Origin of the sequence: Nocardia brasiliensis ATCC 700358 (genome assembly GCF_000250675.2) — a bacterium.
GTDB lineage: Bacteria > Actinomycetota > Actinomycetes > Mycobacteriales > Mycobacteriaceae > Nocardia > Nocardia brasiliensis_B.
The window spans coordinates 8,414,781-8,438,252 of the sequence record NC_018681.1; the positions used below are offsets into that span (position 1 = coordinate 8,414,781).

The 23,472-nt window shown below is 68.3% G+C and carries 26 protein-coding genes; 17 read left to right on the forward strand and 9 right to left on the reverse strand.

Annotated features, from left to right (window positions below; genetic code table 11):
* Nucleotides 1–347 precede the first annotated feature (347 nt).
* The 7 genes from O3I_RS37665 (at nucleotide 348) to O3I_RS37695 (ending at nucleotide 7,033) form a co-directional block, all read left to right on the forward strand.
* Complete coding sequence (locus tag O3I_RS37665) at nucleotides 348–3,125, forward strand: sensor histidine kinase (RefSeq protein WP_014988301.1); 2,778 nt, start codon at nucleotides 348–350, stop codon at nucleotides 3,123–3,125.
* Entirely contained in the window at nucleotides 3,122–3,529 is a 408-nt protein-coding gene (locus O3I_RS37670; RefSeq protein ID WP_014988302.1) for a roadblock/LC7 domain-containing protein, read from the forward strand. Before O3I_RS37665 ends, O3I_RS37670 begins: the two co-directional genes overlap by 4 nt.
* Nucleotides 3,530–3,536: 7 nt before the next feature.
* Nucleotides 3,537–3,908, forward strand: a complete 372-nt coding sequence (locus O3I_RS37675; RefSeq protein WP_029900002.1) for a DUF742 domain-containing protein — start codon at nucleotides 3,537–3,539, stop codon at nucleotides 3,906–3,908.
* A 49-nt stretch (nucleotides 3,909–3,957) separates the two neighbouring features.
* On the forward strand, nucleotides 3,958–4,524 hold the full coding sequence (locus O3I_RS37680) for a GTP-binding protein (RefSeq protein ID WP_029900001.1): 567 nt from the start codon (nucleotides 3,958–3,960) through the stop codon (nucleotides 4,522–4,524).
* Complete coding sequence (locus O3I_RS37685; protein WP_014988305.1) at nucleotides 4,521–5,279, forward strand: MHYT domain-containing protein; 759 nt, start codon at nucleotides 4,521–4,523, stop codon at nucleotides 5,277–5,279. The genes O3I_RS37680 and O3I_RS37685 overlap by 4 nt, the downstream gene beginning before the upstream one ends.
* Before the next feature lie 79 nt (nucleotides 5,280–5,358).
* Nucleotides 5,359–6,360, forward strand: coding sequence for a DUF1906 domain-containing protein (locus tag O3I_RS37690; RefSeq protein ID WP_014988306.1), 1,002 nt, complete (start codon nucleotides 5,359–5,361; stop codon nucleotides 6,358–6,360).
* A 448-nt stretch (nucleotides 6,361–6,808) separates the two neighbouring features.
* Entirely contained in the window at nucleotides 6,809–7,033 is a 225-nt protein-coding gene (locus O3I_RS37695; RefSeq protein WP_014988307.1) for a hypothetical protein, read from the forward strand.
* A gap of 55 nt (nucleotides 7,034–7,088) precedes the next feature.
* Here the strand turns inward: O3I_RS37695 and rpmF are convergent, their stop codons facing one another.
* The 3 genes from rpmF to mrf are packed head-to-tail and all read right to left on the reverse strand — an operon-like array spanning nucleotide 7,089 to nucleotide 8,843.
* The gene (rpmF, locus tag O3I_RS37700) at nucleotides 7,089–7,262 is read right to left on the reverse strand and encodes a 50S ribosomal protein L32 (RefSeq protein ID WP_014988308.1); all 174 of its coding nucleotides are present in this window, start codon (nucleotides 7,260–7,262) and stop codon (nucleotides 7,089–7,091) included.
* 1 nt (nucleotide 7,263) lies between these two features.
* Entirely contained in the window at nucleotides 7,264–7,527 is a 264-nt protein-coding gene (locus tag O3I_RS37705; RefSeq protein ID WP_014988309.1) for a type B 50S ribosomal protein L31, read from the reverse strand.
* Complete coding sequence (gene mrf, locus O3I_RS37710) at nucleotides 7,524–8,843, reverse strand: ribosome hibernation factor-recruiting GTPase MRF (protein WP_014988310.1); 1,320 nt, start codon at nucleotides 8,841–8,843, stop codon at nucleotides 7,524–7,526. The genes O3I_RS37705 and mrf overlap by 4 nt, the downstream gene beginning before the upstream one ends.
* Nucleotides 8,844–8,938: 95 nt before the next feature.
* Between mrf and rpmB the strand changes: the two genes are divergently transcribed.
* The 9 genes from rpmB to O3I_RS37755 all read left to right on the forward strand — a co-directional run bounded on the left by rpmB (nucleotide 8,939) and on the right by O3I_RS37755 (nucleotide 15,468).
* Nucleotides 8,939–9,175: a 50S ribosomal protein L28 gene (gene rpmB / locus O3I_RS37715; protein ID WP_014988311.1), complete on the forward strand. Its 237-nt coding sequence runs from the start codon at nucleotides 8,939–8,941 to the stop codon at nucleotides 9,173–9,175.
* A gap of 8 nt (nucleotides 9,176–9,183) precedes the next feature.
* Nucleotides 9,184–9,354 (forward strand): 50S ribosomal protein L33, encoded by a 171-nt coding sequence (gene rpmG, locus O3I_RS37720; RefSeq protein WP_014988312.1) that lies wholly within the window; start codon nucleotides 9,184–9,186, stop codon nucleotides 9,352–9,354.
* A 1-nt stretch (nucleotide 9,355) separates the two neighbouring features.
* Nucleotides 9,356–9,661: a 30S ribosomal protein S14 gene (gene rpsN / locus O3I_RS37725; protein ID WP_014988313.1), complete on the forward strand. Its 306-nt coding sequence runs from the start codon at nucleotides 9,356–9,358 to the stop codon at nucleotides 9,659–9,661.
* Between the two features lie 34 nt (nucleotides 9,662–9,695).
* Nucleotides 9,696–9,950 carry a 30S ribosomal protein S18 gene (gene rpsR / locus O3I_RS37730; protein WP_014988314.1) on the forward strand — a complete coding sequence of 85 codons (255 nt, stop codon included), beginning with the start codon at nucleotides 9,696–9,698 and terminating at the stop codon, nucleotides 9,948–9,950.
* Between the two features lie 378 nt (nucleotides 9,951–10,328).
* A complete protein-coding gene (locus O3I_RS37735; RefSeq protein ID WP_041563126.1) occupies nucleotides 10,329–11,318 on the forward strand; it encodes a beta-ketoacyl-ACP synthase 3 in 990 nt (329 codons plus the stop codon).
* 51 nt (nucleotides 11,319–11,369) lie between these two features.
* Nucleotides 11,370–12,359 (forward strand): AvrD family protein, encoded by a 990-nt coding sequence (locus tag O3I_RS37740; RefSeq protein ID WP_014988316.1) that lies wholly within the window; start codon nucleotides 11,370–11,372, stop codon nucleotides 12,357–12,359.
* Nucleotides 12,356–13,024 carry an AAA family ATPase gene (locus O3I_RS37745; protein ID WP_014988317.1) on the forward strand — a complete coding sequence of 223 codons (669 nt, stop codon included), beginning with the start codon at nucleotides 12,356–12,358 and terminating at the stop codon, nucleotides 13,022–13,024. Before O3I_RS37740 ends, O3I_RS37745 begins: the two co-directional genes overlap by 4 nt.
* 18 nt (nucleotides 13,025–13,042) lie before the next feature.
* Nucleotides 13,043–14,668 (forward strand): MFS transporter, encoded by a 1,626-nt coding sequence (locus O3I_RS37750; protein ID WP_014988318.1) that lies wholly within the window; start codon nucleotides 13,043–13,045, stop codon nucleotides 14,666–14,668.
* 11 nt (nucleotides 14,669–14,679) lie between these two features.
* On the forward strand, nucleotides 14,680–15,468 hold the full coding sequence (locus O3I_RS37755; protein ID WP_014988319.1) for an AAA family ATPase: 789 nt from the start codon (nucleotides 14,680–14,682) through the stop codon (nucleotides 15,466–15,468).
* A gap of 75 nt (nucleotides 15,469–15,543) precedes the next feature.
* Here O3I_RS37755 and O3I_RS37760 read toward each other — a convergent pair whose 3' ends face one another.
* Nucleotides 15,544–16,113 (reverse strand): LysM peptidoglycan-binding domain-containing protein, encoded by a 570-nt coding sequence (locus O3I_RS37760; protein WP_014988320.1) that lies wholly within the window; start codon nucleotides 16,111–16,113, stop codon nucleotides 15,544–15,546.
* A gap of 232 nt (nucleotides 16,114–16,345) precedes the next feature.
* Here O3I_RS37760 and O3I_RS37765 point away from each other — a divergent pair, with 232 nt between their 5' ends.
* Complete coding sequence (locus tag O3I_RS37765) at nucleotides 16,346–16,807, forward strand: hypothetical protein (protein WP_141691903.1); 462 nt, start codon at nucleotides 16,346–16,348, stop codon at nucleotides 16,805–16,807.
* A 12-nt stretch (nucleotides 16,808–16,819) separates the two neighbouring features.
* Here O3I_RS37765 and O3I_RS37770 read toward each other — a convergent pair whose 3' ends face one another.
* The 5 genes from O3I_RS37770 to O3I_RS37790 all read right to left on the reverse strand — a co-directional run bounded on the left by O3I_RS37770 (nucleotide 16,820) and on the right by O3I_RS37790 (nucleotide 23,468).
* A complete protein-coding gene (locus tag O3I_RS37770; protein WP_014988322.1) occupies nucleotides 16,820–18,385 on the reverse strand; it encodes a beta-N-acetylhexosaminidase in 1,566 nt (521 codons plus the stop codon).
* 94 nt (nucleotides 18,386–18,479) lie between these two features.
* Nucleotides 18,480–20,063, reverse strand: coding sequence for a bifunctional phosphoribosylaminoimidazolecarboxamide formyltransferase/IMP cyclohydrolase (gene purH / locus O3I_RS37775; protein WP_014988323.1), 1,584 nt, complete (start codon nucleotides 20,061–20,063; stop codon nucleotides 18,480–18,482).
* The gene (gene purN, locus O3I_RS37780; protein WP_051066837.1) at nucleotides 20,050–20,700 is read right to left on the reverse strand and encodes a phosphoribosylglycinamide formyltransferase; all 651 of its coding nucleotides are present in this window, start codon (nucleotides 20,698–20,700) and stop codon (nucleotides 20,050–20,052) included. Before purN ends, purH begins: the two co-directional genes overlap by 14 nt.
* Nucleotides 20,701–20,798: 98 nt before the next feature.
* A complete protein-coding gene (locus tag O3I_RS45825; RefSeq protein ID WP_014988325.1) occupies nucleotides 20,799–22,307 on the reverse strand; it encodes a DUF6350 family protein in 1,509 nt (502 codons plus the stop codon).
* Nucleotides 22,308–22,379: 72 nt separating this feature from the next.
* Nucleotides 22,380–23,468, reverse strand: a complete 1,089-nt coding sequence (locus tag O3I_RS37790) for a DUF5336 domain-containing protein (protein ID WP_041563127.1) — start codon at nucleotides 23,466–23,468, stop codon at nucleotides 22,380–22,382.
* Between the last annotated feature and the right edge of the window lie 4 nt (nucleotides 23,469–23,472).

Consider the following 23,472-nt stretch of genomic DNA (forward strand, 5'->3'; position numbering starts at 1 on the left):
TATCGACTGAGAGCCGACTGAGAGGGGACCTCCGACACGCCGTGCCGGGCGCGACGACCCTCCGGCGACAGCAGCCAATCAGCAAACGGCGTACTCGAGCCAACTAGATCATCTGTCCAGTTAGTCTGTAGACTCTTGAAGTAGTGCAACGCGAAACCTGTTACGTGTAGCCATATTCGGGCACCATCAGACCTTGTCCCCCAGATTGCCGACGGTCCGTCTGCGCGGTATGTTCCGTGCGGTAAAAAGAAGACCTTTAGTTGGTTCTCGGCGGGTAGATCCCATATACGTTGAACAGCACGTGCCGTCCCGAGGGCCCTGCGCGGAGTGGAGGCGACGGAAGCGGAATGGAAGCAAAACCGCGTTCCTGGTATTACAGCCTGTCCAACCTGTCGGTCACGCGCAAGGTCGGCATCGTGTTGCTGCTACCGGTCTTGCTCGCCTCGGCCTTCGCCGGACTCCGCATCAAGGACGAACTCGGGGTCATCTCGAAGCTCGACGCGGCGACCGAACAGGCGCGCGTCCTGCGCCCGATGCTCGCGTTCGGCGCGGCCACCGAGACGCTGGCGGTCGCCGCGATCACCGCGAAACCCGACGAGCAGCTCGACCCGATCGCGGCCAAGTTCGATCAGGCGGCCGCCGATCTGGAAACCGCGCTGCGGGTCGGCAAGTCCGGAGACAGCTTCGCCAAGGAACTCGGCGCGGCGATCGCGGTCGGCCGCACCATGCGCAACGGCCTGCGCACCGCGTCGCCCATGACCATCGGCGAGCAGGCCGGTGAGGTCGGCACCCGGATCGTGACGGCGACCTCGGTGTCCTCCTCGATCGAAGAGGTGATCATCCAGCGTTACTTCCTGCAGCTCGGTCTGATCGCGAACGCGAACCGTGTGCTGACCCAGGAACAGATCATGGTTGCGACCGCGGGTCCGGGCAACAACATGGCGGTGCTCGGCAACATGCTGACCACCCTCGGCGCCGAACTCGTGATGGTGAACATCTACACCGAGTTGAGCCCCCAATCCGCGATCAACGCACCGACTTTGATCCAGGCGGTGCAGGCCCGCATCGGCGCCCTCGGCCAGAACCCGAGCAACCCGAGCGGTAACCCGGTCATCGTCGATTCGCTGAAAACCAGCACCGACAGCTACCGCCAGGCCACGAGCACCCTGCTCGACCTGGTCGACACCAAGCTCGCCGATCGGACCACGGAGCTGCGCAGCGCCGTGCTGCGTGATGTCGCGATCGTGGTCGGCACCCTGCTCGCCGGTCTGGCTTTGGCGCTCGCGGTCGCGCGCTCGCTCGTGTTGCCGATTCGCCGTCTGCGCCATGACGCGTTGCAGGTCGCGCACGTGGATCTGCCGAAGGAGATCGAGGTGGTGCGCGCCGGCGGCGCGACGCCAGAGATCGCACCGGTGGACGTCAGCACCACCGAAGAGATCGGTCAGCTGGCCCGCGCGGTCGACGACATCCACCAGGCGTCGCTGCACCTGGCCGCGGAACAGGCCCGCCTGCGCCTGCAGATCGGCAGCATGTTCGAAACCCTGTCCCGGCGCAGCCAGTCGCTCGTCGAGCAGCAGTTGGCCCTGATCGAGGACCTCGAGCACGACGAGGACAACACCGAGCGGCTGCAGAGCCTGTTCCGGCTCGACCATCTCGCCACCCGCATGCGGCGTAACGGCGACAACCTGCTGGTGCTCGCGGGCACCGCGCTGCGCCGTGGTCAACTGCACCCGGTCCAGCTCTCCGACATGCTCTGGAGCGCGGTCTCCCAGGTCGAGGACTACCAGCGGGTCGAGATCACCGCGGTGCCCGACGGCGTGGTCGCGGGTGAGCCTGCCATCGATATCGAACATCTGCTCGCCGAGCTGATCGATAACGCGCTTCGCTACTCGCCGCCCACCACCCCGGTCACCGTCTCGGTGGCCAGGGCCGTCGACGGCGGCTACCTGATCGAGATCGTCGACCGCGGCCTCGGCATGTCGACCGAGGACCTGCGCGCCATCAACGACCGGTTGAGCTCCGGTGGCGAGGTGACCGTCGAGACCGCGCGCCGCATGGGCCTTTTCGTCGTCGGCAGGTTGGCTAAGCGGCACACGATCACCGCGAATCTGCGCCGCACCTCCACGATGGCGCAGCAGCCCGGCATCACCGCGAGCGTGCACCTGCCAGGGGGCCTGGTCTCCCCGCCGCTGGACGCCACCGACCCGTCGGGACACCCGCCGGTGCACATGACCGGCGACTACGCCGTGCCCACCGGTCAGACGCGCAACACCCAGCCGCGAAACCTGGTCCCGGTGCCGAATCTGCCGCAGCAGAACACACCACGATTCGATGTGACCAATTCCGGCCTGCCGCAACGCAGGCCGGCCATCCGGGTCGCGGAGGCGCCGGGCCAGCCCTCGGTGTCGATGGCCACGCGCACCAATACCCCGGACAGCGACCCGGATTCGCAGCCGCCGACCCAGCCGTGGTCGATCAACGCCCCGACCGACGATCGGTCGCCGTTCGGCCCGCCGACGGTGAGCGAGGCGGGCAACGGCACGAATCGCACGGCCGACGCGGAGCAGGACCGTCCCGCGAACCTGTGGACCGAGCCGGAACGTACGAGCTCGCTCGACCTCGACGAGCACAGCGGCGCCACCGAACCCACTGTCCGGGCGACCACGTCGCGGTCCGGCCTGCCCATCCGGCGGCCCGCCAACGCGCCGCAGCCCGAACCGCCGGCGGCCGCGCCGGAGCGCGAACGGGAGCCGGAACCCACGGTGACCTCGTCCCGGTTGCAGCCGGTGGCCGGCGCCTCGCCGACCCCGATCTATCAGCGCATGGTCTCGGAATGGCTGGTCGAGCCCGCGAGTTCGCAAGGCGCCGAGACGACCTGGACTTCGCCCGCCGACGCGGGCTGGATGGCCGCCGAGGAGGCGACCCGCCCCACCCCGACCGGTCGCACCACCGGTGGACTTCCTATCCGTACGCCGGGCGCGCAACTCGTGCCCGGCGGCCTGGCCCAAGCAGACGAATCGGGAGCCCGTGACCCGGAGGAGATCCGGAACAACCTCACCAGGCATCTCAGTGGGGTCCGCAGTGGGCGGGCCAATGCGCAGTACAACGACGGAGGGCTTGCATGACCAACGCGAACAGCACCACGGATGAGAACCTGAACTGGCTGGTCGCCCGGTTCACCCGGGACGTGCCCGGCGTGTCCCATGCCGTGCTGGTGTCGGCCGACGGCCTGCTGCAGGCGACCAGCCCGCACCTACCCGCCGATCGGGCCGAGCAACTCGCTGCCGTCACGGCCGGCCTGGCCAGTCTGTCGATGGGTGCGGCCTCGCTCTTCGACGGCGGCAAGGTGATGCAGTCGATCGTGGAGATGCAGCGCGGCTACCTGCTGGTGATGAGTGTGGGCAACGGATCGCACATCGCCGTGCTGGCCAACAAGTCACACGACATCGGCCGGATCGGCTACGAGATGGCGTTGCTGGTCGACCGGGTCGGCTCGGTGGTCACGGCCACCGCCCGCACCGCGGTTTGAGCGTGAGATGTCCAATCCATTCGGACCTGGACCTAAACCGACCACTCGCGTCCGACCGTATGCCCTGACCTCGGGGCGTACCGAGCCCGCGGTCGACCTGCCGATGGAGGCGGTCATCGAGACCTTGTCCTACACTGCGCATCTCGACTGGCCAACCGGTGATGTCCGCACGGATATCCTTCGGCTCGGCACCCACCGGTTGTCGGTCGCCGAGATCGCCGCGCATCTGGATCGGCCGTTGGGCATGGTCCGGGTGATGATCGGTGACCTCGTCGTCGACGGCATCCTGCGGGTGCATTCGACACTGACCGACGAAGCGAGTTTCGACGAGCGTCGTAGTTTGATGGAGAGGACTTTGCGTGGACTCCGTGCCCTATAGGAAGATCGGGCCCGACACCAACCCCGGCCAGGGCGAGACGGAAAACCGGATGGCCTCGACGAAGATCGTCGTGGCCGGTGGTTTCGGCGCGGGTAAGACGACGTTCGTCGGTGCGGTGTCGGAGATTGTTCCCCTGCGGACCGAGGCAATGGTCACCAGGTTCTCCGACGGCATCGACGACCTCGCCGACACGCCGGAGAAGGAAACCACCACGGTCGCCATGGATTTCGGCCGGATCATCCTGCCGGGCAACCTAGTGCTGTATCTGTTCGGCACGCCGGGTCAGCGCCGCTTCTGGTTCATGTGGGACGACCTGATCCGCGGTGCGATCGGCGCCGTCGTGCTGATCGATACCCGCAGGCTGGAGGACAGCTTCGCGGCGGTCGACTTCTTCGAGGCCCGCAACCTGCCGTTCCTGGTGGCGGTCAACCGCTTTCCGAACGCGCCGCGTTTCCCGATCGCCGAACTGCGCGAGGCGCTCGCGGTGCGCGAGGGCGTCCCGATCGTGGACATCGACGCGCGCAATGCCAACGAGGTGCGCCAGTCGCTGGCCGCGGTGACCGAGTACGCCATTCAGCGACTGGCTGTGCAGGAACGCGAACAGGCGGTGCTTTGAGCTACTTCACCATGGGCTACTGGATCATCGGCCTGTCCGTCGCGGTGTCGATGGTCGGGGCGCTGATCGGGTTCACCTGTATCCGCCAGTCCGCCAAATCCTCGACCGGCCGGTTCCGGACGGTGTGGCAGGTGGCGGCGGCCGTGTCGATCGGCGGCATCGGTGTGTGGTTGCCGGTGTTCGTCTCACTGCTGGGTTTCTCGGTGCGCGGCAGCCTCGTTCGTTATGACGTCACGAATGTGACCGGGGCGGTGTTCGTCGCGGTATTGACCGTGTGGGCCGCGCTGACGATCAACGGAATCACGCTGCGGATACCGCGGCTGATCGCCGCCGGCGTGGTCATGGGCAGCGGATTCGGCCTGATGCACTATCTGGCGCTGGACGCGATCCGGATCCAGGGTTCGACCACGCTGCAGCTGCCGCTGGTCCTCGGTGCGGCGGCGATCGCGATCGTGACCGCGCTCGCGACGCTGTGGTTCACCCAGCCGTGGCGGCCGCTGCCGGCATTGGTCGCGGCCGCGCTGGTGTTCGCCGCCGGGATCGCCGGTATGCACTACACCGACCTCATGGGTTTGGAGACCCAGGTATCAGCCGGCGTCAGCACCCCGCCAGGCGAGGACCTGTTCGGGTTCTTCGTTCCGGTCTTCGTGCTCAGCATGATGTCGCTGGCCATTCCGATCAGCGCGATTCTGATCGCACCGGAGCGCCGCGCCCCGGTCGCGATACGGGCGATGCAACCCACGTCGGGACTCTGAGTTCGGCCGGTCGGCGCGTGCGCGCGCCGGTTCGGCGATGCCCCGGAATTCCACCCCGGCCCGATTTACAGTGAGAGACATGCGTTTCGGTCTGGACTACGCTGCCGGTCGTCCGGGTGGCGCGGCGATCCGCGCGGCGGGGTTCGACTTCGTGGTCCGGTATCTGTCCGACGGCGGCCCGACCCTGCCGGGCAAGTTGCTGACTCCGGCCGAGGCCGATGATCTGCGCGCACACGGTATTTCGATCGTGTCGAACTGGGAGACCACGGCCGCGCGCATGCTCGACGGTTACGGCGCGGGGATCGTCGATGCCCGCGCGGGCCTGGCACAGGTGCTGCGCTGCGGCGGCCGGGAGGATCGGCCGGTCTACTTCTCCGCCGATTTCGATGCGACGCCGCAGGATCAGCAGCGCCTCAATGCCTATCTGGACGGTGCGGCGACGGTGCTCGGGCGCGCGAATGTCGGTGTCTACGGCGGTTATTGGTCGGTGAGCCGCGCCTTGGACGCGGGCAGTGCCGCCTGGGCCTGGCAGACCGATGCGTGGTCGGGCGGCAGGGTCGAGACGCGCCGCAATATCCATCAGACGTCACGTCAGCAGATCGTCGGCGGCGTGGTCTGCGATGTGAATGTGGCCGAGACGACCGATTTCGGCCAGTGGGATTCCGGACAGGAGGTCGGCGACGTGACGCCGGAGCAAGAGGCAGTGCTGCGCGATATCCAGATCCAGTTGCGCGGGCCGGGTTTGGCGGGCTGGCCACAGCTGGGTACCGACGCGGAGGGCCGCAAGCGCACGGTGGTGGACGGACTGGCCGCCGCCCTGGCGCGGATCGATGAGCTGGAGGGTGAGGTCGGCGAACTGCGCACCGAGATCAGCGAATTGGAGGCGACGACCGCCGACCTGGTTGAACAGGTGCAGCGGCTGCACGGCAGGCATTGGCCGTGGCCGTTCTCGCTGATCGAGGGGCCCGCGGCGTTGGTCGGCGAGCAGTTGGCGCGCTTGGAGGCGCTGTTGCCCGACTTGCCCGGTTTGCCGGGGGATGACGCGGACAATAATGCTCGCGGATCGCGTACTGCGCGGTGAGTTCGGCTGCTGTCGCGGACTGAGCCGCAGGCGAGAAGGCTTTGTAGCCAAGAAGTTTGGCGATGAGCGGGCTCTCCCGGGAACCAGGAGAACCCGCCCTCTCGCACGAGGGTACCGGCGTCGGGACACGAACGCATCACTTCATGAAGACTTTTCCGCCCGTCAATAACCAACCCACAGTAGGTATTTCACCCATCAGCTATTCAAGCGCAATTCCATCGCCCACGAGGTCACGCCGTCACTTCGAACATACCGATTGCTGCTCGATTGCGGATGGCGCACTCGGTCGGCCGCCACGGTTCATCAACCCCGCGTGACAAGTCTGGCGACCGGCTCGTCCGTCGCTCGGCGCGTTCATCGCCCACGACGGCACGGGGCGCGTTATCGTCGGCTGGCACAAGGCGCTCGATCGGGCGCCGCACATTCAGGTTCGTTCGAAGGAGTTCGCATGGCCGTCAACGTGGTGCTCGACAAGGTTCTCGACAAGGCGTACGAGAACAAGTCGCTGAAGGAAATCCTCTCCGCTCCGCCCTCGGCCCTCGCCGGTCTCACCGAAGCGCACGACAAGCAGCTGCTCGAGGCGCTCAAGATCAAGTCGATCGCCGACCTCGCCAGCAACAAGTACTTCCGGCTCGCCGCGACGCTCGCGGACCTCGCCGAAAAAGAGGGATAACCGGCAACGACGGCGGGCCCGCAGAGAACTCTGCGGGCCCGCCGTCGTTCATGCGCTAGAGCCGGTCCAGATCGATCAGTCCGCGCCGCACCGCCGCGACCAAGCGGCGCGGGACCTTGTGCACCACACCGCCGACGGTCACCGGCACCAGGTCCGGCGGCGTCGCCTTCCACTGCGCCCGCCTGCTGCGCGTGTTCGAGCGCGACATCCTCCGCTTCGGCACCGCCATCTCAGGCCTCCCCGCGCCGCGTGCGCTTGCCGTACTTGCGCTCGAACTTCTCCACCCGGCCCTGGCTGTCCAGCACCCGGTGCGCACCGGTCCAGAACGGATGCGAATCGGCGGTCACGTCGACCTTGATCAGCGGGTAAGTGTTGCCGTCGGTCCACTGCACGGTGTTCGCGCTCGTGGCCGTCGAGCGGGTGAGGAACTGTTTGCCGGTGCCTGCGTCCTCGAACACCACCGGGTGATAGTCCGGATGAATCCCTGTCTTCATAGTGCTTCTCCTCTCGGGCTGTTGCTCTCCTCGACCGGCATGGGCACGTCGCTGTCGCACGGATCGGCGTGCCAGCTGCCGAACGGGTCCTCCCATTCGGCGACCCGCTCCGGCGACCGCTCGACCAGGCGCAGTTCGTCGTCCTCCACCAGCGCCCAGTGCAGCGCCGTGCGGATCTCGGCCGGGTCGGCGTCGTGCACCAGGATCACCAGCGAGATATCGCGATCGCCGAACTGGTCGTCCCAGCGCAGCGCGGCCATCGCCCGGCGATCCGGATCCGCCTGCGCCAGTTCCGCTTCCGACATGGCGGCCAGCCAGCGGCCCGCGCTGCCGACGCGCAGGCCGCCGCCCGCGGACTCCAGCCACGCCACCTCGTCCGGTTGGGTGGCCAGCCACATCCGGCCGCGCGCGGTCACCACGCCGTCGAAGAGCACGTCGAGCGCCTCGTGCAGGCGGGCCGGGTGGAACGGTCTGCTCGCGGCGAACTCCAGCAGGGTGACGCCGTAGTCGCTGCTGAGCGGCGGCTGGCCCCGCAGCAGTGGCGCATGCGCGTCGAACACCCGGCCGCGCCGCGCGTGCGCGGGGATACGCGCGAACAGCGCCTCGACCTGCGCGTGGTGCAGCGTGGCCGGATCGTCGATCCAGACCACCGGCGCGTCGGGCACCAACCGGGTCAGCACCGCGGCCAGCCGGCCGCGATCGGCCTCGCCGCCTGACTCGACCGGCCCCAAAGCCAGGACGGCATCGGCGAATTCGACCTGACCGACGGCCAGCTGCGCCACCGTGCGCTCGTCGTCGGCCCGGGCCAGGCCGCGCTCGGCGAGCGTCTCCTCGCCGGTCGCGTCGGCCAGCCAGGCGCTCGCGTCCAAGCAGGTCAGCACCGCTTCGATCCGTACGTCACGCCCGGCCGGGGCGTCGACCCGGCCCAGGATGCCCTCGACCACAACGTGTTCAATCGCCTGGCACACAGCCTCGGCTTCGAAGGCGGGATCCAGGGCGAGCACGATGCGCTCGACGGAGTCGCGCGCGGCCAGGGTGCGCAGCAGCGGCAGCAGATCCCGTCGCAGCGTGCACGAGACACAGCCGTGCGCGAGCTCGAGCACGTCCGAGGTCTCGTAGGACGCGCTGCGCACCGTGCGGTGCACGATGCCTTCGCGCAGCTGGCGCAGGTCGTGCTGGACGACCACCGTGCCCGCCGATACCTGACACAGCGCGGTCGCGACCTGGTGGACGCCGGCCTCGGCGAGCCCGGCGAAGCCCGCGAGCACTACGACGGGCGTGCGTCGGTCGGCCTCAGGTGGGAGCACGGACAGCACCTCTTTCGATAACGATTTTCATTTGCCGTAAGCCGACGGTACATTGTCGAGCAGCCGTTGTCGAAAATGATTGTCATCTACCCGAAGGAGCCCGCATGTCGGCGCACTGCCAGGTCACCGGGCGCCGGCCCGGGTTCGGCAAGTCCGTTTCGCACTCGCACAAGCGGACGAGCCGCCGCTGGAACCCCAACATCCAGCGCAAGACCTATTACCTGCCCAGCGAAGACCGCCGCATCACACTCACCGTGTCGGCCAAGGGCATCAAGACCATCGACCGGGACGGGATCGAAGCCGTGGTGGCGCGCATCCGGGCCCGCGGCGACAAGATCTAGGAGCAGCCATGGCGTCCAAGTCGACCGAGATCCGGCCGATCATCAAGCTGAAGTCCACCGCGGGCACCGGGTACACCTACGTGACCAGGAAGAACCGCCGCAACGATCCCGACCGCATGGTGCTGCGGAAATACGACCCGGTGGTCCGCAAGCACGTCGATTTCCGAGAGGAGCGCTGATATGGCGAAGAAGTCGAAGATCGCCCGCGACGCGCAGCGCCGCGCCGTGGTCGAGCGTTTCGCCGACCGGCGCGCCGAACTGAAAGAACTGATCCGCAAGCCGGGCACATCGGCCGCCGCGCGCGCCGAGGCCCAGGCTGAGCTGCGACGACAGCCGCGCGATGCCAGTCCGGTACGATTGCGCAATCGGGACGCCGCCGACGGACGACCGCGCGGTCACCTCCGGAAATTCGGCCTTTCCCGTGTGCGTGTGCGCGAGATGGCCCATCGGGGCGAGTTGCCCGGTGTGCGCAAATCGAGCTGGTAGACAACCACTGTTCTCGTACGAAGGATCCCGTCATATGGCAGTCAAGCGAGCACCGTCGAAGAAGGTTCGCGCCGAGCAGGCCCGCCGTCCGAAGAAGAACCCGCTCATCGCCGCAGGCATCGAGAAGGTCGACTACAAGGACATCAACCTGCTGCGCACGTTCATCTCCGATCGAGGCAAGATTCGCAGCCGCCGGGTCACCGGGCTCACCCCACAGCAGCAGCGCCAGGTCGCCGTCGCGGTGAAGAACGCCCGCGAGATGGCCCTGCTGCCGTTCACCAGCCGGTAGACCAGAACCCCACCGTCCGGCGACGCCCCGTCCACGGGGCGTCGCCGTCGTTTTGCCAGGTCGGGCACAAACGGGAGCCGTTCCACCCCAAAGAAATTCGCAGGGCGCCACGCGCCCGCCGCAGCAGGCTGCCGAAAAGACCTGCACTGCTGGACACTTCGCATGAACCGACTGTTCACCTACCCGGCGGTAGCTCGAACACTTTGTCGCACAGCGGATTAACGAGCAACCTTCAACACTGTGACATCGGTCACATCAAAGGGGAGTTCTGGTGTTATAGCAAAACGTACTCATGCCCGGTCACGCCCAGAATGTTAGATTACCTCACTGGTAACAGACCAGTAACGGACCTTCGCCGGGTGATTGAGAGGTCGTGACATGACTTTGCAGGCCGGCATATCAATGATTGGCGTCTATCGGCCCGAAAGGATCGTGTCCAACGCCGAATTGGCACCCGGCCTGAACGTCGACAACGAGTGGATCATCCGCCGGACCGGAGTCGCCGAACGCCGCTTCGCCGGTGACCACGAGACGGTGACCTCCATGGCCGCCGCCGCGGCCGACGCGGCGTTGCGCGCCGCTGAAATGCGGGCCGGTTCAGTCGATGTCGTGATGCTCGCCACCTCCACCGAACTCACCCAGACCCCGGCGGCCGCCCCGGCCGTCGCCGCGGAGCTCGGCTGCGACCGCCCGGCCGCCTTCGATATCTCGGCAGGCTGTTCCGGATACTCCCACGGAATAGGCCAGGCCGCCGCCCTCATCAATTCCGGACAGGCCGACACGATATTGGTCATCGGCTCGGAAAAACTCAGTAACAACATAGTTCTGACACAGGCGTCCGTCGGGCCGATCTTCGGCGACGGCGCGGGCGCGGCCCTGGTGACACGCGTGGACACCGGCCATATCCGCCGGACGGTGTGGGGCAGTTCCGGCGCGTACGCCGGGTTGATCCGCCAAGAGCCGACCTGGGACGAGTTCCGCGCCGACCCCACGCTCGTCCGTCCATCACTGCAGATGGACGGCACCTCCGTATTCCGCTGGGCCACCGCGACGGTCCCAGGATTGGTGCGCGAGATCGCCGAAGCGGGCGAGGTCGCGCTGAGCGAGGTGGAGGTGTTCATTCCACATCAAGCGAACCAGCGCATCATCGACAGCGTGGTCCGCGAACTCGGCTGGGAGAACCAGTCGGTCGCGATCGCCGACGACGTCCGTAGATCGGGTAACACCTCCGCCGCGGCCCTTCCCCTGGCCATCGACGACCTGGTGACCTCGGCGCGGGCAAAACCCGGACAGCTCGCGTTGCAGGTGTCGTTCGGGGCCGGATTGTCGTACGCGGGACAGGTATTCGGCCTTCCACCGGTCGCCTGATCCGCCCTGTGTCATCTGTTCGATCTGTGTTCGAAAGTGCGGTGCCAAAATATGAAACATTCATTCTCCAGTTATGACGAACCCCTTGGCCCGCACACCAGCCGATACTTCGGAGACGGTTACAAGAACGTCGGCCGGGAGTTCACCCGGCTCGCGCTCAGCAGGTCGAACCAGTTGGGTGCCAAGCATTCCGGGCGGGCGCGCCTGACCTACCCGGCCGGTTGGTCCACCAAACGCGACGGCGAGCTCATCCCCCACGTGAGCAGCGTCGACACCGTCATGCTGGCCGCGGCACTGTGCGACGCCGCGGTGGCCCGCTCCCGGGAACTCTCCGCGGCCGAATCGGCGCGGTCCTGGGTGCGCCACGCCACCGTCCGCGCGGGCGCCTCGCCGCACGAGGATCTGGCCGACGTACCGGTGACCGCGGAGGTCGTCGGCGCCTCCGACACCACCGAATCCGAGATCGAAACCACCTTCAAGTTCCAGGTCGGCCCGCTGAACGGCACCCTGTCGATCGTGCACCCGCCGGGGTCCGGCGCGCAGTCCGAGCCGGGACTGGACGAATTCGGTGGCCTGGCCGAGATTTTCGGTCCCGCGCCGCACTACTACCTCAACGGCCTGGTCAATCACACGCTGACCGCGAGCGAACTCACCGTCGACGAGACCGGCACCAGAATCACCGGGCAGCACCGCATCACGCCCGGCCAGGTCGGCGGGTTCGCCGGCGCGGAGTCCGCGTACTCGTACAGCTCCTCCCCCATCGACTCCGTGGTCGGCGCGGCTCAGTCGTCGCAAATCCTGCTCTACCACCTGGATTCGCTCACCCGGGCGAACAGCAACACCCTCTGGATGCGCAAACTCGAGTTCATCACGGCCGGTCCGCACCGCCCGATCGACGACTCCTTCGAGGGCATCCTGGAGATCCGGCGCGCATCGATCATCGATCGTGGCGGAAGTCGCTGGCGCAGTGCCGATATCCAGATCAAAGCGTTCAACGGCGTCACCGGCTCCTGCCTGCTCGCGCACCAGCTACCCGAATGACCGCCGACACCATGCTCCGCCCCGCGCCGACCAGCGCGCGGACGCAACTACCGGCGGTACGGCTGGCGATCACCGGCGCACCGGGCACCGGCAAGACCACGCTGGCCACCGCACTGTCGCTGGCCAGCGGGTTACCGCATACCGGTCTGTCGCCGGAATCGACCGTGGTGACGAGCACGCGGCGGCTGGCACGGACGGTCGAGCTACCGGTCCGCATGTTCGAGCGACGGATCACCGCCGAGGCAGGCACCGAATCCGGTTTCGTCTCCGATGGTTCGGTGCTGAACGAGTGGGCGCTGGCCGAGACCCTGCGCCGCAACCGCCGATTCCTCAGTTGGTTGACCAACCCGCGTGATATCCCGAATCGCCGCTTCGAGAAGGGGTTTCTGGCCGCACACGGAGCGATCGTCGCCCGCCGGGCGGCCGCGACCTACGATGCGTTCGTCCATCTGCGCATAGATCCGGCGACTTTGGACGGCGACGATGCCGAACAGCGCGCGCTCACCGACCGGATCCTGCTCGAGACATTGCACGCATCGACCATCCCCTACTTCGTGTTCGGCGGATCGTTCGAGGACGTGATCACGCAGCTGACCCGCCTGTATCGTCTTCCAGAACTCGTCCCAGCCGACAGGGCTGTCGCCGCTGTGTCGAAAAACCCTTGAACAGAGGATAATTCGCTTATGGCCATCGGACCGACCGAGACCGCGTTCCGGCGATCGGATACCGCGATCTGGACTCTCGTCGGGGTGGCTGTCGCCACCTTCATGCTGATGCTCGATCTGACCGTCGTGAACGTGGCTCTGCCGGACATCCGCACGGCATTCGATTCCTCGTTCTCGTCCCTGCAGTGGATTCTGGACGCCTACGCCCTCGGTCTCGCCGCGATCCTGCTTGCCGCCGGCTCGCTGGCCGACCGGATCGGGCGCCGAAAAGTCTTCAACATCGGGATGGTCGTCTTCGCGCTGTCCTCGCTCGTGTGCGGTATCGCTCCGAACGTCGAGGTCCTCGTGGTCGCCCGGTTCGTGCAAGGCCTGGGCGGGGCAATCCTTTTCGCGGTCGGTCCGGCACTGCTCGGGCACGAGTTCCGCGGCAAGGATCGCGGCATGGCCTTCGGCGTCTTCGGCGCGGTGACCGGCCTCGCGATCGCCTTCGGCCCGTTGATCGGCGGCGGGCTCACCGAAACCGCGGGCTGGCGTTGGATTTTCCTGATCAACGTCCCGCTGGCCGTCGGCGCGCTCGCGGCAGGCATGCTGAAGATGCGCGAATCACGCAGCTACGCAACGCCGCCCGTGGACTGGCTCGGCATGGTTACCTTCTCGACCGGGCTGTTCTTCCTGGTTCTCGGGCTACTCCGGGGGCAGGAGGACGGCTGGGCGAGTGCGCGGATAATCCTCTGCTTCGTGGTCGCCGCGCTGCTGCTCGCCGGGTTCGCCAGGGTACAGATCACCCGCCGCGGTGCGGCCATGTTCGACCTCAACCTCTTCCGCAACAACACTTTCGGTGGTCTGTCCATCGTCACGGCGTTGTGTGCCTTCACGGTCATGCCCGCGCTGTTCCTGCTGATCTCCTACGTGCAGAACCAACTCGGGTACTCCGCCCTGGCCAGCGGCATTCGCTTCCTGCCGTTGACCTTGCTGCTGTTCGTGGCCGCCGCTGTCGCCGGTGGCCTGGTCACCAAGCTCGCACCCGCGGTCCTGGTCGGCACTTCGCAGCTGTTGATCGCCGCGGGCCTGGCCGCGGTGGCGCTGACCGACGTGGACTCCGGTTGGACCGCCCTGATCCCCGCCATGATCCTGATCGGCCTCGGCATGGGGATGTTCAGCCCGCCGCGCGCCGCGCTGTCGATCGCGGTGACCAGCCCGGACAAGGCGGGCATGGCCTCGGGCGTCAACGAGACCTTCCAGCAGGCCGGGCTGGCCATCGGCATCGCCGCCGTCGGCGCGTTCTTTCAGAACCGGGTCGACGACGCGTTCACCGACGCCGAAGCGGCTCGAGCCGCGTTGGGCGACAAGGCCTCCGAGGTCGCCGACGTGATCGCCGCGGGCGGCGGTGCGCAGGTCGCCGCGGACGGACCGCTGCGCGCGGCGGCCGAGTCCGCGTACCTGTCGGGGCTGCACCAGGCGATGCTGCTGGTCGCCGTGCTCGCCGCGATCTCGGGCGTGATCGCCTTCCTCACGCTGCGCCGCGAGGACCTGAACGAAGCCGCGCTGGCCGCGCCGGGGATACCGCCGGAGGACGACGTGACCCGCCCGCTGCCGTTGCCCGAGGGTGCGCGCCGGGCCAAACAACTACGCACCGATCGCTGAGCGCCGGACTCGTGTACCTCATCAACGGACAGCGACGCCCGCACCTGCGGCTGGCCATCTCCGGAACCTACTCGACCGGCAAGAGCACGACCACCGAGGCGCTCTCGCTGGCCACCGGCATCCCGCGCACCCATGCCATGACCGCGCGTCAGCTGCTGATGGACATCGCGCCGGGCAAGACACTGAACGAGTTGAACACGATCGAGCTGCTCCAGCTCGGACTGCGCCGGTTCGAGGAGCGGATCCAGAACGAATCCCCAAGCGCCTCTTTCGTTTCCGATGGGTCCGTGGTGCACGAGTGGGTGTACGGTACGGCTCGCCTACAGGTCGGCATCAATCCCGGCGCGAAATGGCCGTCCCGCGTGATGAAGTCGCTCACCGGCATCGGCCGCAAAGCCCCGGTGCGCGAGTACACCCAGATCTTCGGCGACATCGTCAAGGAGCGGGCCACCACGCTGTACGACGCGTATGTCCATCTGCCGGTGGAGTTTCCGATGCGCGCGGACGGTCATCGCCCGGTCTCCGAGTCGTTCCGGAAGCTGTCCGACCAGTCTCTGCTCGACGTGATCCGCGGCCTCGGGGTTCCGTACGAGGTGGTCGGCGGGAGCGTGCACGAACGGATCGACAAGATCATCGAGTTGTTCGATCTCGATATCGTCATGCCGATCGATCAGGCGATCGAAGAGGCGCACCGCCGCGTCGGCACCACCATCAAGGTGATCGAGAGCGACGCGCGCTACCAGGCTGCCCAACGCAAGAAGTCCGTCGGCGACCGGGTGAAGAATGCCATGCGGTATTGAACTCACCCCGGCAACGACGTGGGGCCCGGCGCACATTCGCGCCGGGCCCCACGTTTTGCCTTGCACCGCAATAATTTACGGGATGGTCAGCACCTGGCCGGGGTTGATCAGGTCCGGGTTGTCGATGCCGCTCGCGTTCGCGATCTCCTGGTAGCGGTTGCCGTCGCCGTAGAAGCGCTCGGCGATCGCCCACAGGGTGTCGCCCGGCTCGACCGTGTAGGTGCGCACCTCGGGGGCCGGCGGCGGGGGCGGCACCTCTTCGGCGGCGGGCGCGGCCTCGGCGGCGGGCTCCGGGGCGGGCAGCGGGTTGTCGGTCTTGGTGTCCGACGCCCACAGGGCGCCGCCGTCCTTGCCGTACAGCACGACGTTGCGGTCCGCCTGCACGACCAGGCGATCCGGGTCGCCCTTGCCATTGGTCTCGGTGGACCAGGCGGCACCCTCGCCCTTGTACAGGACGAAGTTGCCGTCGGACTGCAGGGTCGCACGCTCGACACCCTGGTTGTGAGTCAGCGTGGACCACACAACATTTCCGTCCGGCTCGGTCAGCACGAGGTTGCCGTCGCTCTGCAGCGTGAGGCTGTACGCACCCCCTTGCAGAGACTGGCCCAGTCCGAGTTCTTCGCCAACGCGCAGCGTGTCGCCCACGGTTCTTCCTTTCGAAGGTTCTGAAGAGCATCCGACATCGACGCCCGCCGTCCACACCCAAGCGCGCATCTAGGCCGAAGATACTGCTCGAGTGGGAGTTACGGAGGGATTACGCGCATGGTTCGCCGAAAGTTCACTGTGGGGTGCGTCCTATTGCAGTCCCACGCTCGGTATGCGATGGGAGCGGACGGTGACCACACGCACCGCCGCCCCCGCCACTAGGGTTGTCGCCATGACTCGGATGTCGGGCGGCCGTAGCGCCGCAACCCTTGCCGTCGCGCTCGGGTGTCTCGTCGCCGCGGGCTGCGGCAGTTCGGATGATGGTGCGGCACAACCGAAGACCAGCACGACGAGCAGCGCGGCGCCGAGCACCCCGACGGAGGACGCCGGCGCGAACCGGGGCCGCGAACTCAGCGCCGATCCGACCATCGTCGGCGCCCGCCCGACCCCGTTCACCTCGTGGACCCGGCTGGCCGACGATCGGATCGCGGTGAACTTCCAGACCGGCTCGCCGGAGTGCTACGGCGTGGACGCCACTGTGCGCGAGACCGATTCGACCGTCACCGTCGAACTGCGCTCCGGCACCCGCGCCGACGCGGTCGGCCGGATGTGCACCATGATCGCCGTCTTCGCCTCGCTCGACGTGACACTGAAGTCACCGTTGGGCAACCGGCAGGTACTCAGCGCGGTGTAGCGGCGATCCGCGCTACGGTGCCGGTTCGCCGACCGCATCACCGAGCGCGGCGAACTCGGGGTAGCTACCTGCTTGCGGAGCACCCCAGGTCTGCTCCGCCATGACCCGCAACGGCATGGTGATGGCGGCGGCGATCTGTTCCGGCGTGCGCACCGTCGGGTCGTCGCACCACACGAACAGCCCGGAGCCCAGGTGGTGCGCGCTCTGCTGCGGATCGAGGCGGCTACCGTCGACGAACAGCGACGGATCCCACAGGTGATAGGTGAGGGGCGCGGGCACGTTGCCCGCCGACACCGGCCCGCCCGCGACGAAGTAGGTCGGCGTGAACGCGGCGTTGCGCACTTCGTGCCCGGCCGCGACGAGATCGGCTGGGCTGCGCGCGTTTCCGAAGTACGGCAGCGGCAGCTGCGGTATACCCGCCCGGCTCCAGTAGTCGATCACGATATCGGCGCCGATGGCGAGGGTGCCCGCGCCCGCGTGCAGTCCGTCGTTCCAGATGCGCGGACGCTTGCCGTGCGCGCGAACTATCTCCGCACCCCAGTTGATCAGGCCGAGAAAGGCGTCGACCGGCTGGGCGTCAGGCCCGTAGGTCGCCCGAGCGTAGGCACCGAGCTGCGGGTAATCGTCGTAGCCTGCCACCTGTGCGCCGTCGAGCAGGAACTCGTCCGCGCCGAGATGCCAATAGCGGCCGGGGAACAGCGGCAGGAACTCTTCCAGGATGTCGCGCATCAGGTCGTAGCTGCGCGGATCGGCGATGTCGATCGCCGCGTCGGAGACCTTGCCGGTCGCACTGCGCAGCTTCAGCTCTGGGTACGCGGCCAGGATGCCGTTCATGTGGCCGGGAAAGTCCACCTCGGGCACGATCTCGACCTGGTGCCGGGCGGCATACGCGATCAGCTCACGGATGTCCTGCTTCGAATAGTGCTGTGCGGCGGTGATTTCCGGATGGCGCGCGCTCTCGAGCCGGAACCCGAAGGTGTCCGAGAAGTGCAGGTGCAGCAGATTCAACTTCAGCTGACCCATCCGGCGGATCTGCGCGCGCAACAGCTCCACCGGCATGAACTCGCGCCCGACGTCCAGCATCAGGCTGCGTTCGCGGTAGCGTGGCCAATCCGTCACGGTGCCACCGGGTATCGCGGTCTGCCCGCGCAACATCTGCAGCGCCGACCTGGTGGCGTAGAACGCGCCCGCCGTGTCCGCGCCGCGCAGCTCCAGCGTCTCGCCGACCGAGATCCGGTAGGCCTCGGGGGTTTCCGGAGCGTCCGGTATCGATCCGGTAGTCAGGACGATATCGCCCACGCCGCCTGCCGTGCCGGGTTGCGCGCGGACGTCGCGACCGGTGAAGGCTTGCAGCGCCGTCGCGAAATCCGCTGCGGTATCCCGCAAACCGGGCTCGGCGTAATACACGCGCACCTGCGCACCTAGGGAGAAGGCCGCACCGCCGGCCTGCCACGCCTGCACAGACGGCAACGTCCGTGGGAAAGTCGGTTCGGCTGTGGCCGGTGGCGCGCCGCCGACCCCCAGCCCGGCCGCGACCAGCATCGCCGCCACACCCGCAGCCATCGTCCGCATCGACATGTGGCCACTCTACGAACTCGCGCGCCCTTCGCCGGCCGGATCCCGAAGCACAGGCGATTCGGGTGGCGGAGCGAAGGGCGCGCGGTGGACTCGACTAGTGGGCGAAGTGCCGCGAACCGGTCAGGTACAGCGTGACGCCCGCTTCCCGGGCCAGGTCGATGGTCTCCTGGTCGCGCACCGACCCACCCGGCTGCACGATCGCCCGCACTCCGGCCTGGATCAGCTGCTGCGGGCCGTCCGGGAACGGGAAGAACGCGTCCGAGGCCGCGACCGAGCCCTTGGCCCGATCACCCGCGCGCTGCACGGCCAACTGCACCGCGTCCACTCGGTTCACCTGGCCCATGCCGACGCCGACCGAGGCGCCGTCGTGGGCCAGCAGGATCGCATTGGACTTCACCGCCCGGCAGGCGCGCCACGCGAATTCGAGGTCGGCCAGCGTCTCGGCGTCGGCCGCGGCGCCCGCCACCAACGTCCAGTTGACCGGGTCGTCGCCCGCGGCATCGAGGATGTCGCGCTGCTGCAGCAGCGCACCACCGCTGATCGGGCGCAGCTCGGCGCCCGCCCGGCGCGGCGGCTCGGCGATCAGGATGCGCACGTTCTTCTTGCGCTGCAACACTTCCACCGCGCCGTCGGCGTAGGCGGGGGCCACGATCACCTCGGTGAAGATCTCGGCGACCTGCTCGGCCAGTTCGACGGTGACCTCGCGGTTGGCCGCGATCACCCCGCCGAACGCGCTCACCGGATCACACGCGTGCGCCTTGCGATGCGCCTCGGCGATATCGGCGCCCACCGCGATCCCACACGGGTTGGCGTGCTTGATGATCGCCACGGTCGGCCCGGTGTGGTCGTAGGCGGCGCGCCACGCGGCGTCGGCATCGGTGTAGTTGTTGTACGACATCTCCTTGCCGTGCAACTGACGCGCCTGTGCGAGACCGGCGCTGCCGCCGTTGTCGGTGTACAGCGCCGCCGCCTGATGCGGGTTCTCGCCGTAACGCAGCACGGCGGCGCGCTCCCAGGTGCCGCCGAGCCAGCCGGGGAATTGCTCGCCCGCCTCGGCGGGCGCCTGCGCGACACCGGGCACGAGCACCGAGGTCATCCAGCTCGCCACCGCGACGTCATAGCTCGCCGTGTGCTGAAAAGCCTTGGCCGCCAGCGCCGTCCGCTCGGGCAAGGTGAACCCGCCGGACTGCGCCGCGGCGAGCACCTGGTCGTAGTCGCCACTGTCGACGACGACCGCGACGGACGGATGGTTCTTCGCGGCCGCCCGCACCATCGACGGCCCGCCGATGTCGATCTGCTCGACGCACTCGTCGGGGGTCGCGCCGCTGGCCACGGTCGCGGTGAACGGGTAGAGGTTCACCACCACCAATTCGAATGCGGCCACACCCAATTCGGCCAGCTGATCCGCGTGTTCCTGCTTGCGCAGGTCGGCGAGGATGCCCGCGTGCACCCGCGGGTGCAGCGTCTTCACCCGCCCGTCGAGGGTCTCCGGGAAACCGGTGAGCTCCTCGACCTTGGTCACCGGGATACCGGCGTCGGCGATCTTGCTCGCGGTCGAGCCGGTCGAGACCAGCTCGATGCCCGCGGCGTGCAGACCGGTCGCGAGTTCGACGAGGCCGGTCTTGTCGTAGACACTCACCAGGGCCCGGCGCAACGGCTTGCGCTCATACTCGCTCATCAGGGATTACTGCCTTTCGTCCGTCGGAAACAATGCCCCGCGTCGCGGCGGCGGCGACCACCTGCGCCAGCAACCGCCGTTCGACAACCTTGATGCGCTCGTGCAGGCTCGCCTCGTCGTCGTCGGGCAGCACCGGCACCGCCTCCTGCGCGAGGATCGGGCCGGTGTCGACGCCCGCGTCGACCAGGTGCACGGTCGAGCCGGTGACCCGCACGCCGTAGGCGAGCGCGTCCCGCACCCCGTGCGCGCCGGCGAAGGCGGGCAGCAGCGCGGGATGGGTGTTGATGATCCGGCCGCCGAAGCGCCCGAGGAAGCGCGCACCGAGGATCTTCATGAACCCCGCGGAAACCACGAGATCGGGTGCGTACCCCGCGACCGCGTCGGTGAGCGCGGCGTCCCAGGCGACGCGATCGGGGAAGTCGTTCAGCGCCACGCGGAAATGCGGCACGCCCGCCGCTTCGGCATGCGCGGTCGCCGGACAGGGACGGTCCACCCCGACGGCGACGATCCGCGCCGGGAAGTCGGCGGCGGTGGCCGCGTCGAGCAGCGCGCGCAGCAGCGATCCGGTGCCCGAGGCGAGCACGACTACGGTCGCCGGAGTCGCGGTGGGGGTCCACCGGGCAGCGGGCGACGCCACGGGTTCGGCGGCCGGCGAAGGCGGCGGGGTGGGTGAGCTCAGGGCTCTACTCCTGCGGTCGATCGGACGGCGGCCGGAACGGCTCCGCCGGGTAGAGCCTAACGACCGTCTACCCGGTGACTTTCCGGCAGGTCCGCCTCGACCACCTCGGCATCGACGATGTCCGGTGTGGTATTCGCGCCGGGGGCGCGCACCGTCTCGATGGACGTCTGTTCCTCGACGAGTTCGCCGTCCAGAGCCTCGTCCGAGTCCTGGTACGGGTAGTCGTCGTACTCGTCGTCGAGGTATTCGCGGTCGTCGTCCGCGTAGTGATCGTCGGCGTAGTAATCGTCTTCGTAGTCGTCGGCGTAGTAGTCGTGCTCGTCGTACGGATCGGTGTAGTCCGCGGGCGCGGCGCCGACCGGGACGAGGAACCAGCGCGCGAACGCCAGGCCGGCATACCCGGGGACCGCCAGCCAGGCGAAGGTGACCGCGGCGAAGATCGGCAGATCCAGTCCGACCCGGCCGAAGGTGCCGAGTTCGCCGCCTGCCACCGCCGCGAGCAGCACCAGTATCAGGGTCGCCAGCGCGGCCGAACTCAGCGTCGCCCACGGCGCGCCGATCCGGTCGGTCGAGCGCCGCGCGAGATCGAGCCCGCCGAGCACCCCGATCCCCGCCGGGAGCAACAGCAGCACCGGCCACCAGGCGGGCGCGGGTCCGGTCGGCACCGCCACCAGCAACGGCAGCGCCGGAATCGGCCCGCCCACCACGGCGAACAGGCCGAACGACGCCGCACCGATCTGCGCGGTCGACCCGACGAGCACGCCGACCGCCTGCACCACCAGATTCGGCAGATAGGCCAGCGACAGCAGGGTCAGCCCGAGCACGCCCGCGGCGTTGCCCGCGCCGGCGTAGGTGGCACCGACCCGCGAGACGTGCAGCAGGAACGACACCAGCGTCAGCACCGTCGCACAGCCGAGCAGGCGCAGCACCGCACGGCCCGCGCCATACATTCCCGAGATCGCCCAATCCGGTAGGCGCAGCAGCGCGAAGACTCCCCGCCGATTGGCGGTCGCGATCCCACCAAGGGCCGCAACCAGATACAGCCCGGTGACCCACGCGAAGGCGGCGAGTGTGTTCGGCGGTTGCAGCGCGACGACACCGGAGGCGTCCTCGGCGACCGCGAGACAGATGGCTGTGATCAGCAGGGGCCCGGCCAGCGCGGCGCCGACGATCCAGCCGAGATCGGCTCGAGTACTGCCGGGTTCGACCGCTCGCGCGCATTCACGGCTGGCCAGCCAGACCACGAGCGCCGTCGGCAGCAACGGCAGCAGGCCGAGCGAGGTCTTGCCGATCACCAGCGGAACCTGATGCACGCCAAGCCATCCCGCGGCGATGGCACCCGAGGTGCCGGCCAGATTGCTGCCCGAGGAGAACAGGGCGGCGAGCATGAGGACGATGATCGCGGTGAGCGCGTAGGTGGTCGGTCGTCCGGCGACCAGCACGAGGACCCTGGCCCGCTCCGGGGTCAGCGACAGAAACCCGGTCCCTTCGGCGTCGGCGTGCGGTTCCGGCACACCGCGGGACTCGGCGGTCCGGCGCGCAAGGGAGTTCCTGGGGGCGTTCATGACAATTCAGCGTGGCAGCTTCCCCGGCGCGAGCGGGTCAGGCGCGCCGCGAACTCGCGCCGGGAAGGACTGCTACTTGTTGTCTTCGGACGGCCGGAACGCCTGGGTGGCGTCGGAGGCCGGATCGCCGCTCTGCTCACCGCCGAACGGCTGCGGAGACTGCTGCGCGCCCGGCTGACCCGGCTGCCCGTAGTTCGACGCACCGTACGGCGACTGCTGGGCGGGCTGCTGGGTCGAGCCGAAATGCTGCGTGGCGCCCTCGTCCGGGCGGGCCTGCGGCACGCTCGGCTGACTCGGCTGGCTCTGCCCGTAGGGCGAACCCTGCTGCGCCGCACCGAAAGCCGTGGTCGGCTGGCCGTAGGACGGCTGCTGGCCATAGGCTTGCCCCGGCTGCTGACCGTAGGCCGACTGGCCCGGCTGGCTCTGGCCGTACGGCGAAGCCTGCTGCGGCGCACCATAACCGGCCTGCTGGCCGTAAGGAGACTGCTGGCCGTACGACTGGGCGGGCTGCTGCTGACCGTAACCCTGCTGCTGACCGTAGCCGGGCTGGCTCTGGCCGAACGACGCGCCGGGCTGCTGCTGGCCGTAACCGCCCTGGGCGTAACCCTGCGTCGCCGGCGCGGCCGGACGCGGCGCGGGCGCCTTGACGATGCCCGATTCGAACAGCACCGCGCCGATCGCCAGCGCGGCCTGCGCGAAGGCGAGTACGAGCAGGATGTAGGCGCCCCACTTCAGCTCGATGCCGTCACTGAGCGTGAACGAATGCAGCAGCAGCGCGAGGAAACCCGCGGTGGACCCGGCCGCGGCGGCCCCGGTCCAGCTCTGCTTCGGCAGCAGCGAGAGGGCGGCGAGCAGACCACCGAGCAGCAGGATGCCGAGCAGCGCGGCACCGGACGCCTCGAACAGGCTGGCCGTCTCGCTACCGGATACCCGGGTGCCGCCGAAGTCGACCGGCTTGGTGCCGATGTAGGGCACGAAACCGAGCAGGAAGTTGATCACACCGAGCGCGGCGACACCGACCACGAGGAAGAACGGCAGACCCTTGGACTCAGCACCGGACGCGCTCGAGCCGGAGCTGGCACCACCTGCCGTCGAACCGAAGCTTGCGGATGTGGATGGCGCGGGTGTGTTGTACCCGGAGCCCCCGGACGGGTATGACATGTCG